The sequence below is a fragment of the Ensifer adhaerens genome (assembly GCF_002940685.1).
Classification (GTDB): domain Bacteria; phylum Pseudomonadota; class Alphaproteobacteria; order Rhizobiales; family Rhizobiaceae; genus Ensifer; species Ensifer adhaerens_E.
The window spans coordinates 84,566-98,593 of record NZ_PNFP01000022.1; the positions used below are offsets into that span (position 1 = coordinate 84,566).

General features: G+C 61.0%; 16 protein-coding genes. 6 read left to right on the top strand and 10 right to left on the bottom strand.

All coding sequences use genetic code 11. The annotated features are described in order from the left end of the window. Positions 1 to 44: 44 nt before the first annotated feature. From C1A35_RS31420 to C1A35_RS31440, 5 genes are all read right to left on the bottom strand, one after another. Positions 45 to 1,004 (bottom strand): GlxA family transcriptional regulator, encoded by a 960-nt coding sequence (locus C1A35_RS31420; RefSeq protein ID WP_104668155.1) that lies wholly within the window; start codon positions 1,002 to 1,004, stop codon positions 45 to 47. After that, positions 1,004 to 1,999 (bottom strand): SLAC1 anion channel family protein, encoded by a 996-nt coding sequence (locus C1A35_RS31425; protein WP_104668156.1) that lies wholly within the window; start codon positions 1,997 to 1,999, stop codon positions 1,004 to 1,006. Before C1A35_RS31425 ends, C1A35_RS31420 begins: the two co-directional genes overlap by 1 nt. 244 nt (positions 2,000 to 2,243) lie before the next feature. Beyond that, positions 2,244 to 2,699, bottom strand: a complete 456-nt coding sequence (locus tag C1A35_RS31430) for a carboxymuconolactone decarboxylase family protein (RefSeq protein WP_104668157.1) — start codon at positions 2,697 to 2,699, stop codon at positions 2,244 to 2,246. Positions 2,700 to 2,722: 23 nt separating this feature from the next. Continuing rightward, complete coding sequence (locus tag C1A35_RS31435) at positions 2,723 to 3,139, bottom strand: cupin domain-containing protein (RefSeq protein ID WP_104668158.1); 417 nt, start codon at positions 3,137 to 3,139, stop codon at positions 2,723 to 2,725. A gap of 164 nt (positions 3,140 to 3,303) precedes the next feature. Then, positions 3,304 to 4,512, bottom strand: a complete 1,209-nt coding sequence (locus C1A35_RS31440; protein WP_104668159.1) for an NAD(P)/FAD-dependent oxidoreductase — start codon at positions 4,510 to 4,512, stop codon at positions 3,304 to 3,306. A gap of 273 nt (positions 4,513 to 4,785) precedes the next feature. Here C1A35_RS31440 and C1A35_RS31445 point away from each other — a divergent pair, with 273 nt between their 5' ends. After that, positions 4,786 to 5,325 carry an RrF2 family transcriptional regulator gene (locus tag C1A35_RS31445; RefSeq protein WP_104668160.1) on the top strand — a complete coding sequence of 180 codons (540 nt, stop codon included), beginning with the start codon at positions 4,786 to 4,788 and terminating at the stop codon, positions 5,323 to 5,325. Positions 5,326 to 5,396: 71 nt separating this feature from the next. Here C1A35_RS31445 and msrA read toward each other — a convergent pair whose 3' ends face one another. From msrA to C1A35_RS31465, 4 genes are all read right to left on the bottom strand, one after another. Continuing rightward, entirely contained in the window at positions 5,397 to 5,912 is a 516-nt protein-coding gene (gene msrA, locus C1A35_RS31450) for a peptide-methionine (S)-S-oxide reductase MsrA (RefSeq protein ID WP_104668161.1), read from the bottom strand. Then, the gene (msrB, locus tag C1A35_RS31455; RefSeq protein ID WP_104668162.1) at positions 5,913 to 6,356 is read right to left on the bottom strand and encodes a peptide-methionine (R)-S-oxide reductase MsrB; all 444 of its coding nucleotides are present in this window, start codon (positions 6,354 to 6,356) and stop codon (positions 5,913 to 5,915) included. 132 nt (positions 6,357 to 6,488) lie between these two features. Continuing rightward, positions 6,489 to 6,644 (bottom strand): DUF1127 domain-containing protein, encoded by a 156-nt coding sequence (locus C1A35_RS31460; protein ID WP_104668175.1) that lies wholly within the window; start codon positions 6,642 to 6,644, stop codon positions 6,489 to 6,491. 96 nt (positions 6,645 to 6,740) lie between these two features. After that, complete coding sequence (locus tag C1A35_RS31465) at positions 6,741 to 7,274, bottom strand: YkgB family protein (RefSeq protein WP_104668163.1); 534 nt, start codon at positions 7,272 to 7,274, stop codon at positions 6,741 to 6,743. Positions 7,275 to 7,533: 259 nt separating this feature from the next. Between C1A35_RS31465 and C1A35_RS31470 the strand changes: the two genes are divergently transcribed. Both C1A35_RS31470 and C1A35_RS31475 read left to right on the top strand, forming a co-directional pair. Next, the gene (locus tag C1A35_RS31470) at positions 7,534 to 8,172 is read left to right on the top strand and encodes a TetR/AcrR family transcriptional regulator (RefSeq protein WP_104668164.1); all 639 of its coding nucleotides are present in this window, start codon (positions 7,534 to 7,536) and stop codon (positions 8,170 to 8,172) included. A 45-nt stretch (positions 8,173 to 8,217) separates the two neighbouring features. Then, a complete protein-coding gene (locus tag C1A35_RS31475) occupies positions 8,218 to 9,126 on the top strand; it encodes a LysR substrate-binding domain-containing protein (protein WP_104668165.1) in 909 nt (302 codons plus the stop codon). Here C1A35_RS31475 and C1A35_RS31480 read toward each other — a convergent pair. Further along, the gene (locus tag C1A35_RS31480; protein ID WP_234823079.1) at positions 9,123 to 10,034 is read right to left on the bottom strand and encodes an alpha/beta fold hydrolase; all 912 of its coding nucleotides are present in this window, start codon (positions 10,032 to 10,034) and stop codon (positions 9,123 to 9,125) included. The genes C1A35_RS31475 and C1A35_RS31480 overlap by 4 nt on opposite strands. Before the next feature lie 350 nt (positions 10,035 to 10,384). Between C1A35_RS31480 and C1A35_RS31485 the strand changes: the two genes are divergently transcribed. The 3 genes from C1A35_RS31485 (at position 10,385) to C1A35_RS31495 (ending at position 13,491) form a co-directional block, all read left to right on the top strand. Beyond that, a complete protein-coding gene (locus tag C1A35_RS31485) occupies positions 10,385 to 10,825 on the top strand; it encodes a VOC family protein (protein ID WP_104668166.1) in 441 nt (146 codons plus the stop codon). Positions 10,826 to 10,914: 89 nt separating this feature from the next. Further along, positions 10,915 to 12,237: an epoxide hydrolase family protein gene (locus C1A35_RS31490; RefSeq protein ID WP_104668167.1), complete on the top strand. Its 1,323-nt coding sequence runs from the start codon at positions 10,915 to 10,917 to the stop codon at positions 12,235 to 12,237. Between the two features lie 720 nt (positions 12,238 to 12,957). Continuing rightward, on the top strand, positions 12,958 to 13,491 hold the full coding sequence (locus C1A35_RS31495) for an NUDIX hydrolase (protein WP_234823075.1): 534 nt from the start codon (positions 12,958 to 12,960) through the stop codon (positions 13,489 to 13,491). Positions 13,492 to 14,028 lie beyond the last annotated feature (537 nt).

The window sequence follows — 14,028 nt, forward strand, 5'->3', positions numbered from 1 at the left end:
TCACGCGCTGCGACGAGCGCCAGGCGATCGCTGACGCTGGCATTCTACGTTCCGAAGCTTCTTCGATATGCAGCGGGCGACGTGCCGAACCGGCGAGAAAAGGAACGCCGGAAGGCCACGTCGTCGTTGAAGCCAATGTCCGTGGCAATCTTCTTGAGGGGAATACTGGTGTCCTCAGCCAATCGCCGGCCGGCCTCGAGCCTCATGCTCTCGACGTAGTCGGCGGGTGTCATCCCGACCTCTTGCTTGAACTGCCTTGAGAAATTTCGCTCGCTCATTCCCACACGGTTCGCAACTGCGCCAACCGTCAGGTCGGCTGCAAGGTTGTCGGCGATGAAGTCCTGGGCCACGCGGATCGGTGTCTTTTGTGCAATCTGACCGGCAAGCAACGTACTGAACTGCGTCTGTCCGCCCGGCCGCTTGAGAAAGACGACCAACTCGCGGGCAACCTTGAGCGCGATCTCAAGGCCGAGATCCTCTTCCACGATGGCCAAGGCCAGATCGATCCCGGCCGTAACCCCGGCGGAGGTCCAGACGTTGCCGTCCTTCGTAAAGATGCGATTGGGTTCGAGCTTCACGTCAGGAAAGCGTTTCGCGAATTCGGCTGCCTGGGACCAGTGCGTCGTCGCCCTCTTGCCATCCAGCAGGCCTGCCGCGCCGAGCACGAAGGCCCCCGAGCAGACGGAGCCGAAGCGACCGGTGTGCTCGGTCATTCGTTTCACCCATAGCAACAAGGCCTCAGGGAGGGGGCGTTCCTGGATCAGCGGGTCGCCTGCCACAAGCAGCGTATCGAACGCACCCGGCTCGTCGTCAATAAGGTGATCGGGGATGAGAGCCAGTCCGGATGACCCCTTCACGGGACTGCCAGAGGTGCTGACCACTTCCACCGAATAGTAGTCGCGCCCGCTTTGGCGGTTCGCCTCAGCAAAGACATCCGACGGCCCGACAACGTCGAGCAACTGCACGCCCTGCATCGCAACGATTGCAATCCTGTGCGTCGACATCACCGTACCTCGAAAAGTTTTCCGGTCAGAATGGCGCTGGCGGTGCGAATGAAAACGACGGCGATCGCGACGACGAGGAGAATGAACATGAAGCCCGCCAGTCCGATCAGCATATCGCTTTGCGCGGCCCGGGCGTAACGGAAAAAGGCGATCGAAAGGGCGGCAAGCGGGAAGCTGATTGCCCACCAGGCAATGCTGAAGGGAACATGCGTGCGGAAAACCATCGGCGACAGGACAAGCGTCAGGAACAAAGCGAAATAGAACAGGACCGTAGCGAAGAGATCGACGGTGCCGGTAACGTTCGTGTAGGCGAGGAAGCCGACGGCGAACGGAGCGACCAGGACCATCAGGGAAGGACGGGCGAGCACCGGGACCGGGTCCTCGTGTCGCAGGCGCGAGAAGATAAGGGCAACGAAGACTGCAGCCATGACGCTGCCGATTGAGAAAGCCAGCATGTTGACTTCGTGTGCCCAGGAAAACGGCATAGCGTATCCAGTGACTGCGATGTCCAGGGTGGCGACGCCCGGAATGAGCAGCGGCGGCAGGGTCGTTTCGCGAGATTGCTGCCGACCGATGAAGGCTCTGGTGACGAGATAGGCCAAGGCAAAGGTCAAGGCCGAGGCGGCGATCCACACCGTTTGCGAGACGATCGCATCATAGCGGCCTAGGAAGACCGATTGCAGAAGCAGACCGATGGCAACCGTGGCGAAGAAGTTGCTTTGGACCGGATGAGCGAATTCGGCTGCGACGGCGGAAGGGTGGCGAGCCCATTTGATCGCATAGGCGCCAGCAAGGCCCAGGAATATGAAAGTGCCGGACCAGCCGATGTATTCGCCCGGCAGCGCCGGCAGTCCGATCGTCTTTGTGGCCTCGCGCCAGGCCAGGCTCAAACCGGTGATGCCCATTACCGATCCGAACAGATTGATGGGCAATTGGGCGATCGAGCGACGGGTCAGCGGCGAACTGCGGGAGATGTCGAGTGACTGAATCGTCATGAGTTCCTCCTGTCCAAAAGAATACTGACGGGATTAGAACACGTGATGGTTCTGGCTTAAATAGAACTGATGGGATGATTTCGGACGGATCGCGGATGATCTCAGCCAGTGCTACCGCCCTCAAACCGGCTGCGGGAGACGTCGCCTTGCGGGAATTCGAACGGGAGTGAGAACGCTGCGCTGAGCGATGCTGACGACCGGGCGACTGCAGGCGCGCCAATATCGCGCGCCTGCAGTGCGCGGGTTAACTGGCGAGCGCTGCTTGCGGCGTATTGCGGAAGCTGATCGCCATGCGGTTGTAAGCGTTCATCAGGCTGATCGCGATCGTGAGGTCCGTGAGTTCGCGCTCATTGAACTCGGCGCGCGCGGCCTCGTAGGCCTCGTCCGGCACACCCGTCTCGGCGACGCGTGTGACTGTTTCGGCCCAGGCGAGGGCAGCCCGTTCGCGCTCGTCAAAGAGATGACCGGCTTCCCTCCATGCCTGGACCAAGGCGATCTTTTCGATCTGTTGGCCCTTCTTCAGAAGATCGCGCGTATGCATGTCGAGACAGTAGGCGCAATTGTTGATCTGCGAGATCCTGAGATAGACCAGTTCGACCAGCACTGGCGGCAGGCCACTTTGCAGGACGTAGCCGTAGACACCGCCAAGGGCTTTTGCGCCAGCCGGTGCGATCTGGTTGTAGTCGAGACGCTTGCTCATTTGTTCGGTTCCTTAAGCCGGGTTTACTTGATGGGCGTTGTCAGCGTTTTGTCGTCGCTATCAAGGACAAAGACAGCAAGGAGCCTTGCGGGCTTGGTCTTGCTCGCGTTGCGGCTGACGAGGTGCCTGGACGCCGGCGGTTCGTACCAGCTCTCACCAGCGCGGTAGGTTTGTGTCGGGCCGTCATTGACCTTCGATTCTATTTCTCCGGAGAGAACGTGGGCGAAGATAAACGACGAGTCTGCATGGCTGTGCGGGACGGAGGCTCCGCCCGGCGGGTAGTCGACGATCACCACTTTCATCGTTTTACCCGGAATGTTGGGTATCGCCTTTTCGAAATGCGGCGTGACTGTTTCGGTGGGCCCATGTGCGGCGGCCGGCATGCCTGTGGCCAGGGCGGTGGCGGTGTAGGCTGCGCCTACGATGATCCGTGCATTCATGACGACATTTCTCCTTTTATGACGTCGTGTGGGACAGCGAGCCCGTAGCCTTCCAGAGAGGACGAAGGAACGGGCTCGCTTGTGGCAGCCAACGCGACTTGATCAGTGCACTGGGTGCCAGGTGGTCGTTGCTTCGTCTTTGGGCCTCTGGGCCCCTCCCACGATCAGGCGACCACGATGCGGAGCGGGTCGGCAGCGTCCAAAGCCGCTGTGCGATCGGCACTCGGCGGATAGATCCAGGTGGTGTTGATCTTCGTCTTCAGCTGCTTTGCCTCGGCGCCGGTCAGCTTTACCTGACGGTCCCACCCTTCGGTGTAGACCGCTCCCCAGGGGCCGAGATCGAGGCACGTAACGTACTTCTCCTGGCTGTAGGGAATGGAGGTCACGCCCAGCAGATCAGCAGCGACGTTGTGCCCTGCGGAGCGCCCGAGGTTCTGGGCGTGTTGGCAGCTCATCATCGTTCGGTTGCCGAGATCGTCCGTTGCCGCGCATGCAACGTCGCCGGTCGCAAAAACGTTCGCGTAGCCGATGACCTTGAGGTTTCGATCGACATGGAGGCGCCCAAAGGAATCCTTGTCCGCGTCGATCTCCTTGGTGATCGGATTGGCGCGGGCGCCCGCTGTCCAAATGACCGTGGCCGCGTCGATGCGCTCCCCGGATGAAAGCGTCACGCCGTTGTGGTCGATGGCGACGATCGGGGCACGCAGGCGTGTCTCGACGCCCAGTTCCGATAGCGCCTGCTCGATAACGGGGCGTGGGCCGGGGCCGAGATCCGGCCCGATCGCCGTGCCGCGCTCGACGATCACGACGCGAACATCTGCGTTTTCTCCAAGCGCGGCGCGAAGGCGATGCGGCAATTCGGCGGCGGTTTCGATGCCGGTAAAGCCGCCGCCGGCGACGATCACGGTGTTGCGCGCCGGGGTTTCCGGAAGACGACCCAATTGGGCGATATGTTCCTCCAGTTCCGCCGCATCGGCAAGCTGGTCGACATTGAAGGCGTGGGCGAGGCCCGGGATATCCGGGCGGAACAGGACACTGCCGGTTGCGAGAACAAGCTTGGTGTAGCCGATCGTCGTCTCCCGGCCGTCGTCATCCGCATAGGTAACGGCGTTGTCCGCCGTCGAGATCGACGTCGCATAGCCCTTGATGAAACGCACGCCGGCATTGGCGAAGATCTCGGAGAGGGGCGCCTTCATCTTCGCCGCATGCTTTTCGTAAAGACGGGGGCGAATGTGCAGTTCGGGCTCAGGCGCGATTACGGCAACCTCGACGGAACCGTCGGCCTTTCCTTGCTGGTCCAGTAGCCGCATGGCGCCGAGTGCCGACCACATTCCGGCAAAGCCAGCGCCGATAATCAGAATTCGTTCACGCATTTCTTTTCCTCAGACAAGGCTTCGCCATTGGCTGAGCGGGGGCCAGCCATCAGGCGATTGCCGTTTCGGTAGAAGTCTCCAGGCCGGAGACGGTTTTCGCGATGATCCAATGTCGTCGCTTAACTACGACTAACTTAGTCGGAGTAAATGAGCAATGTCGAATCCGGACGATTTCGGATACGCAGTGTCAACGTGGCGAAGACGAGGGAGGGCTTGCGTGAACGAAGGCCTGGTGTTATCTCCGACTGACTTTGTCGGTGTTTTGGTGGTCCCGTGGCTCACATAAGCGCAGGTGTCGAATACGCCCTCCACTGTCTCCTGTTCCTGATCGAGGCGGAGCAAATTGACCAGCCGGCGAGTGCACGCGATCTTGCCGAACTGCAGAAGATTTCCCCCGAGTTCGTCGCGAAGCTTTTCACCAAGCTTCAAAAGGCCGGCATCGTCGTCGCCCGGGAGGGGATCGGCGGCGGTTTCGCACTTGCGCGCCCGGCCAGCGACATCACCGCGCTCGATGTCATCGAGGCCATCGACGGACGCAAGCCGTTGTTCGAATGCAAGGAAATCCGCGGACAGTGCGCGTTGTTCGGCGATCGTACACCCGCCTGGGCAGAGGACGGCGTCTGCTCCATTCACGCTGTCATGATTGAGGCTGAAAAACGGGCGAGAGAAGTGATGGCCGGCCATACGCTGGCAAGCATCGCCGGGCGCGCAGCCGCTAAGGCGCCCAGGGAACACGCGGGCGACATCAAGGATTGGCTTGCTGCCCGGACGCCGCAGCGCCGCCGTCGTGGCGCTGCGGCGAAAACCGGCTGAAGCCCGGCGCCGCAAGTCGGGCAAGCCGGCGGCTTGCCCGACGTTATTCCGGCATCGACCTCCGCGACCGGCTATTCAGCGGCGGACCGCTGCGGCAGCACCCAGTTCGGGCGTGGGAAGTGGCAGGTGTAGCCATTGGGGTAGCGCTCCAGGTAATCCTGGTGCTCCGGCTCGGCCTGCCAGAAGTCTCCCACCGGCGCCACTTCGGTCACGACCTTGCCCGGCCACAGGCCTGAAGCATTGACGTCTGCGATGGTGTCCTCGGCAGTCTTCTTCTGCTCGTCGTCGACGTAATAGATCGCCGAGCGGTAGGACATGCCGATGTCGTTGCCCTGGCGGTTCCTGGTGGTCGGATCGTGGATCTGGAAGAACACCTCCAGAATCCGCCTGTAGCTTATCGTCCCGGGATCAAAAACGATCTCGATCCCCTCGGCATGGGTGCCGTGGTTGCGGTAGGTGGCATTGGCCACATCGCCTCCGGTATAGCCCACCCGCGTCGCGATGACGCCCGGGAGGTTGCGGATCAAATCCTGCATCCCCCAGAAGCAGCCACCGGCCAGAACAGCTCTGTCAGCTCGATCGGTCATTCAGATATCCTCCACCTGGTTGATGAACGCGCCATAGCCTTCGGCCTCCATCTGCTCGCGGGGAATGAAGTGGAGGGAGGCGGAATTGATGCAGTAACGCAGGCCGCCACGATCCCGAGGCGCGTCGGGAAAGACGTGGCCAAGGTGACTGTCACCATGCTTCGACCTCACTTCGGTGCGGATCATACCATGGGAACGATCCTGCAGTTCCGCGACATTGGCGGTCACGATCGGCTTGGTGAAGCTCGGCCAGCCGCAGCCGGAATCGAATTTGTCGGAAGACGCAAACAGCGGCTCGCCGGATACGATATCGACATAGATTCCGGGCCTCTTGTTCTCGTTGTACTCACCCGTGAAGGGACGCTCGGTCCCGCTCTGTTGCGTTACGCGAAACTGTTCGGGCGTCAGTTTTCGGATTGCTTCGTCAGTCTTTCTATAGGTCATTTCGTTGTCTCCAATCGGAGGCGGGTTGGCCGCACCACATCCGCGGCGCGGCTGGTTGCCTCGTCCCGCCCACGGCGCTGGCCTATGTGCTTGCGCAATACCTCGTTGCACCGGCCCCGCGTCGTAGCTTCGTCACAGGTTGAATTGCCGACGAGCGATATCGTCGATTTCGAAACGATGGATACCGATGTCGTCCAGGTGCTGATCGCTGTGGCGCCCAAGTTCGAGAGCGGTCTGGCGGTAGCGCTGGTGGGCGCGGATCCTCGATAAAAGGTAGTGCATGATCATGAGACGTTCCTTTGTTCCGCCGGTCATATCGCCGGAGATCGTTTAGTCTTCGGTTGCCGTGGATGAGGCCAACCGCCGGGATCTCCACTTCGTCAATCACGCCCGTGCCGCACGAAGCGCCACAAGGGAGTCGACGGCGATCCACAAGGAGAGGGCAAAGAGCCCGACATCTTTAAGCAGGAACTGCCCGGGAGCGACCGAGATCGCCGGAAAGCCGAGTTCAGGCACAAACACACCGGGTGTCGTCACCATGAAGCTGAGCGTTGTTGCGAACAGTCCGGCCGAAAGCAATCCGCCGACGAGCGAGTAGATCGGCTTGATGAGCCGAGCCACGATGAGCGCGGCGATGCTCAGTTCGAGGATGCCGAGCAGGTTTGAGAAGCCTTCGATGCTGAAGAGCGAATAGGTCCAACTCAGCAAAGGATTGTTGCTGACCAGGCCAACCAGACCCTCCGCTTCGTAACGGGTGAACTTCATGCCGCCGAACCAGCCGTAGATCACGGCGAGCGAGCCATAAAGGCCAGCCGCAGTGACCGCCTGGCCGTGGTTATCAACCAGATCGAGCGCGGCGGCGGAACGAGCGTGGACACGCGGCCGCGCCGCGCTTTGGTGTGCGAGATCACGAGGCATAGTCTTCTCCTGGTTGGTGGCGTCGGGCCATTCTCCCGATTGGCCAGTAAACGATACAGATCCGTATCGATTAGTGCTTAAATATACCGACCTGTATCGTTTTGCAATCCTGCACACGGGAATGTGTAGCCGCGTTACCCGAGGGGGATGGATCAAAGCCACGGTGGGCATACCCTTGAGTGGGCCGGTGGGGCGTGGCTTGCATTTTTCACGCAGCGCGATAAAATGATACAAATCTGTTTTGTTTTGAGGAGTGAAAATGCGCCGCTCAGAGATTCGCGGACATCTGCTCGATACCGCCCTGCGCCTGTTCAATCTTCACGGCTACCACGCGACCGGCATCGATCTCCTCATCGCTGAAGCCGGGGTGGCCAAGACGACGCTCTATCGGCATTTTGAAACCAAAGAGGATCTCATCCTGGCTGCGCTGGAGCGGCGCGACGAACAATCCCGTGCCGAGATGCGCGCGTTTGTCGAGCAGCGTGCGAACGGACCCTATGAGAGACTTCTGGCGACCTTCGATTTCCTGGAGGCCTCGGTCCGGGACAAGCAGTTCCGCGGCTGCATTTTCATGAGTGCGGCGGGGGAACACAAGGAAGCCGTCGATCCGGTGTTCCGCGCTGCAGTGATGCACAAGCGCCTGGTTCTTGCCTATTTCGAAGAGCTCGCTCATGCGGCTCGGTTCGCGGAACCGAAACGCGTCGCCGAGACGATCAACCTCCTGCATGAGGGGGCGACCGCCGTTGCGCAAGTGACGCGAACGGGCGAGCCCGTCCGACGGAGCAAACGCATGGCGGCGAGCCTGCTTGCTGAGGAGGCGCGCGCGCCGACAGAACCGTCGGCCAGGAGCGCAGGTGCAGAACGGCAGGCAACGGCTTTGAATGCAGGCAGATCATAGGACACCATGTCGTAAGCAACGTCGGAAGCGCGCGCGGAGGGTACGATGGATCGTCTCGAAGCAATGAAAATGCTGCTGGCAGTCGTCGACGCCGGCAGCATCTCGGCAGGGAGCAGGAAGCTGAATGCTCCACTGCCGAGCGTCAGCCGCAAGGTTGCCGAACTCGAGCGGCACCTGGGTGCAAATCTTATCGTGCGCACCAGCCGCAATCTCCAGCTCACCGATGCCGGCCGGGAATATGTCGAGGCGGCTCGAAAGATCATCTCGGACCTCGAGGAGGCGGAGCGTCGGGCGTCCGGCGAGTATCAGACGCCGCGCGGCACGCTGACGATCACCATGCCGGTCGAGTTCGGCGCCCGCTATGTGATGCCGATCGCGCTCAGTTACATGGAGACGTATCCGGAGGTGTCTCTGAACCTGCTCTCGCTCGACAGGACGGTGCATCTCGTAGACGAGCAGGTCGACATCGCCATCCGGTTGGGCGACCTCGCCGACAGTTCTCTCTACGCGGTCAGGGCCGGAGAGTTCCGCCTGCTGACGTGCGCCAGCCCGGCCTATTTGCAACGCCGCGGCGTGCCGGAACATCCGAGCGATCTCGCGCACCACGACGGAATACTCTTCAACAAGCGGACTTTCTTCTGGACCTTCGATGTCGACGGAAAGCCGGTGGAGGCGGTTCCGCGGACCCGCCTTGAGGTCAACACCGCCGCCAATTGCGTGGCTGCAGCGGTCGGCGGTGCGGGGATCGCCCGCCTGTTCGATTATCAAGTCCCGGACGAACTGGCTTCAGGTGCTCTCGTGCCGGTTCTGGAGCCTTTCGACCAGGCGTCCCTACCGATCCACATCGTCTATTCCGGACAGGGTCAATTGACGCTGAAGGTGCGGTCCTTCGTCGACTGGGCCCTGCCTCGTCTTCGCGCTGTCTGCAGGCGAGGCGAGGCGTCGCAGGCCTAATCGGAAAATGCCGCCCGCACCTCTTCGATCGTCCGAGCCGGATCCTGAAGGTGCGGGAAGTGGCCGATACCTGTCAGCAGATCGAACTGCGAACCGGTGCGGACGGCAAACTCCTTGCCCATCTCCGGTTTGATGTAGATATCCCTTTCGCCCCAGATCACTTTCACCGGGGTCTTGAGCCTGTGAAGATTGGCTTCGAGATAGTCCTCGTCGCGGGTGAAACGGGCGTAATAGAAGGCGAAGGCGTCGGCGCTGGTTACGCCGTCACCTGTCCAGCAATCCTTCATGTCCGCTTGCAGCTCGGGCGGCAGTTCATACTGGGCTTCCGGTGCAAGGCCGCGACGATGGACGTTTTGCAGGATCTCGTCGCTGGTCTTGTTCATGTAGCTTCGCGTCGGCGTCGCCGTCGGCTCTGCCTTGAGGTTCTGCAGGCTCTCATACATGTATTGCGGCCTGTTGAACGGGGCGAAGTCGCCGACGATGATCTTCCTTGCCACGGTTGGTTCGTCGAGCGCCAGCAGCAATGCGGGAAGGCCGCCGATATCCGAGGCGTAGATGACCAGGTTCGATCGGTCGATACCCGTCGTCTCGATATAGGCCTTGAGAAGCTTGGCGTAGGCCTGCGGCGAATAGGAGAAGTGTGGCGCCAAGGGGCGCGAAGACCGGCCGTAACCGGGCCAGTCGAACGCATGCACCTCGTATTCCGTGCCCAATGTTTCTGCGATCTGCTTCCAGACGATCACCGTTTCCGGGAAACCGTGCAGGAAGAGAACCGTGCCCTTCGGGGAGGCTGGGCCGGTCACCATGCGCCGCAGCGTGATGGTCTCATCGATCTTGATGAATTCGATCTTCGGCCCCATCACGGATATGGCGCCGGCGGGTGCCGATGCCGCCGAAGCCATTGCCATGGAAGCGGTTGCGACGAAGTACTTGAGCGATGGCATATGCATGTCAGCCGTCCTTGTGGTCGATCTGGTTCCGCCCGAGAGGATCCGATATCCGATGGGTCGCCGGCAGACGGTGTTTCTGAGAGGAACCCTCTTGAGCTGAGCAAAGGCCGCCGGGTGGCAGGATGCCCTTGCCCGGCCGGATCGAACCATTTGCCGGCGTGAGAGGATGGCTCTCAATTCCGCTGGGTGCCGCCGGCCCGACCCCGTTCTTAGATTTCCGATCATTCGCGGATCGTCCGTGTTCGACAGCGATCCCAAGCGAGAAACGGCGAGCCGAAAAATCGCTCGCTTAAGAAAGGAAGATCAGAATGAATGAAACGACGTCCTCTTCGCCAAGAGCGATACTGGAAGAAGCCAGAGCGCTTCCCGGCCACTCGACCGTCGGCACCAACAATCTCGATGCTGCCGCTGCCTACTATGACAAACTCCTCGCCGTATTCGGTATCGGTCGCGTGCTCGTTCAGCCGGGACGGGCCGTCTACTACGGGCATCGTGCCCTCGAGTTCGGCGTGCTCAAGCCCTTCAACGGCGAGACGGCCATTGCCGGCAATGGTACGATGATCGCCTTCGAGGCCCGCTCGCGGGCGCAGGTGGATCTGGCCTATGCGACGGCGCTCGAAGCGGGCGGTTCGGACGAGGGCGCTCCCGGCCCGAGAGGCCCTGATGGCGGCGACCCCTACTGTGCCTATTTTCGCGATCCGGAAGGCAACAAGTTCCTGATCTACCGCAAAGGTCTCGACGAGGCCTGACAATCCGTGGAGCCTCGCCGCCATCGGTGAGGCTCCGGCACTCTGTCGAAACCCGCTCGATCATGCGTGTTTGCAAGGGAAACTCTCAAATGAACTTGGAAAGCAAGGCTCAGAAACGCCAGGTCACGCGGCGCTCGTTTCTGCTTTCGGGCGCCGCGATCGGTGTTGCGGCAGCGGTGCTGCCTTCATCCGGCTCTGCCGCCAACATCGTGAATACGCCGACCAGCGAGGATGATATCCGCCCCTTCAGGGCCGATATTCCCGAGACGGCCCTTGCAGATTTGCGACGGCGTCTCACTGCGACGCGCTGGCCGGACAGTGCGACCGTCAAGGACCGCTCCCAGGGCGTCGATCAGGAGACGCTTCAGGACCTCGTGGCCTATTGGCAGTCCGCCTATGATTGGCGCAGAGCGGAACGAAAGCTCAACGCGTATCCGCAATTCCTGACGAAAATCGACGGGCTGGACATTCATTTCATCCACGTGCGCTCGCCCCACGATAACGCACTCCCGCTGATCATGACACATGGCTGGCCGGGCTCGATTTTTGAGTTGCTGGACGTCGTCGCCCCGCTGACCGACCCGACCGCGCATGGCGGCAAGGTCGAAGACGCTTTCCATCTCGTCATACCCTCCATTCCCGGCTTCGCCTTTTCGCAGAAACCAACCTCGACGGGATGGGACGCACAGCGGATCGCCATGGCCTGGGACACGCTGATGAAGCGGCTCGGCTACGATCGCTACGTCTCGCAAGGTGGCGATTGGGGTGCAATCATCAGCGACGCGCTCGCGCGTCAGGCCCCGGAAGGATTGCTCGGTATCCACGTCAACCGTATCGAGCGCGGGTCGACGTTTCCGGCCGATGCCGCTCAGGCGCTGAAAAGTGGAATGCCGGCTCCCGACAGCTTGTCGGCCGACGAGAGGAAAGTTTTCGACGAGGCGCGCGACTTCCTAAACAACGGTTTTGGCTATGCGTCGATCCTCAGCACGCGGCCTGAGACGATCGGATACGGGCTCGCAGATTCTCCGGTGGGCCTGGCGGCCTGGCTCTACGACAAGATCGCCGATTGGGTGTTCACACGAGGCCAACCGGAGCAGGCCTTGAGCCGGGATGACATTCTGGACAACATCACCTTGTACTGGTTGACCAACACCGGCCCGTCGAGCGGACGCATCTACTGGGAAAACCTCAAGGCCGGAGCGAAGCTCACCGCGGCCAAGGTCCCCGTCGCCGTGACCGTGTTTCCGGGCGAGGTCTATCGGCCGCCCAGAAGATGGCTGTCAAAGGCCTATCCGAAGCTCGTCTACTACAACCATGCTTCGAAAGGCGGGCATTTTGCTGCGTGGGAGGAGCCGAACCTTTTTGCAGAAGAGATCAGGGCGGGTTTCAAGACTATGCGTTTTCGGGATTGAGCATCGTTCAAATTTGCTGAATCAATCCGCCGGGTGAGGTTTTGAAAGTGCTTGACCGGCTCCACCGGCTTAAGGCTTGGAGCGAGCAACGAGCTTTTCTCTGCGCAAAAGTATCCCCCATTGTCGAGGGCTGCTCGGATTGGAGGTGACAAACCCGATGCACGGCTTGTTTCTAGAACGTTCACGCGGCCGAGCGATTTGTGGCAGGGCGGCTCATGTCCGTCTTCGTCAAAGACTGAGCCGTGTTCTGAAAACCAGTTGTCCGAAGCCGAGCCCTTGCCGCCGCCGACCTGAACGCGCGATTTCTTTGGCGCTCCTTTGCTGAGTGCGGCGCGACAAAATTGCCCATTGATGTGCTCGGGCGAAAGGGCGATGTGAAGGTCATGCATACGGAAACGTTCATCAGGATATCGCGGCTCATCGAGCAAGCACGCTCCCTTACCCGGAGCCGGCTACCCTGATCCTGTAACGCCGCCATAGTCCCCGCCGCTCCGGGAATCCACTGACCAACAGTGCGGTTCATTATTGACGGAGTGTATCCATGCCCGCGTCTCCAACCCGCCCCGTTTGCATCGCTTGCAACTGGCATCTTCCCCTTTCTGCTCGCCGTTGCCCGTGGTGCAAGACGCACTGCGCTGCCGCCCGCCGCAACTCGTGCACCGTGCGCGAACGGAGCGCGCATCCGCCGGTTCTCTGCGCGATTGGCAGGGGGAGCGGAAAATGAAGGACACCAATAAGAACTGTTGCGCCGCTGATGAGGCTGCCCCGGAAGAGATGCAGCAGGTCGGAGCTCTTCCCTGGCGCATCGCCAGGAATGGCGAGGCAAGAATATTGCTCGTCACGTCGCGCAGCAGCGGGCGGTGGATCGTGCCCAAGGGATGGCCAATGAAGGGCTTTGCGCCCCGTCAGACAGCATCGCGGGAAGCGTTGGAGGAGGGCGGAGTTATTGGTGTCCTCTCTAAGGCGCCGGTGACGACCTATCGCTACATGAAACGCCTGGATAACGGCGCACACGTTGCCTGCCGCGTGGCTGTGTTCGGGCTGAACGTGCGCGGGACACTGGTTGATTGGCGGGAAAAGGCACAAAGGCAGCGGCGGTGGTTTTCGCTCGCCGCGGCGGCGGACAAGCTTGATGACCGCGAACTTTCGGCGTTCGTGCGCACCCTGGATGCCGCATCTGAATGCTTGGAGCCATCGACCAGCGCCACCGGGAAAAAATCGGCGCTCGACGAGATCCTCATGTTGAGTCGTTAGACCAGTGTCGACGTTCCTGCACTCCGAAAAGTGCCGGCGATCAGTTAAGCCCGACTGTAGCCACAGGGGCAGTCGCGCACGATGAATGCCTGGCGCCACTACCTACAACGGCAAGAGCGGCGCCAGGAGCCTCCCCGGGGTTGATCCCTCAAATAGTTCCGCGGGTGAGGGCGGTTCGGGAGTTTCTGCTGCAGACGGTCCGGGAGAATCGCGGCGATTTCATTCGCGAGGCGGCGCCGTTGCCGGTCAGCCCGCGGCGCGTGTCGCGACCGTAAGTGGTGCCGGATCATGGCGGGATGCGAATTCCCAGTGTCCGGCCGGTGATTTGCGGCCCGATAGCGCGCGAAAGCGGTCTTCAAAACCGACCGAATTTATCAACAGCCTGTATTTATGTTTGATTTCAATGGGTTGTATGTTTTTGAAGTTTTTTTGAAGATGTCTGTTGACGTCTGCGAGGCTGGGGGTCTATAAGCCCGATCACTGACGAGGGCGGCGGCGCTGCTGGCGACGACGACCTTCGCTCTAGAGTTTCCTGGT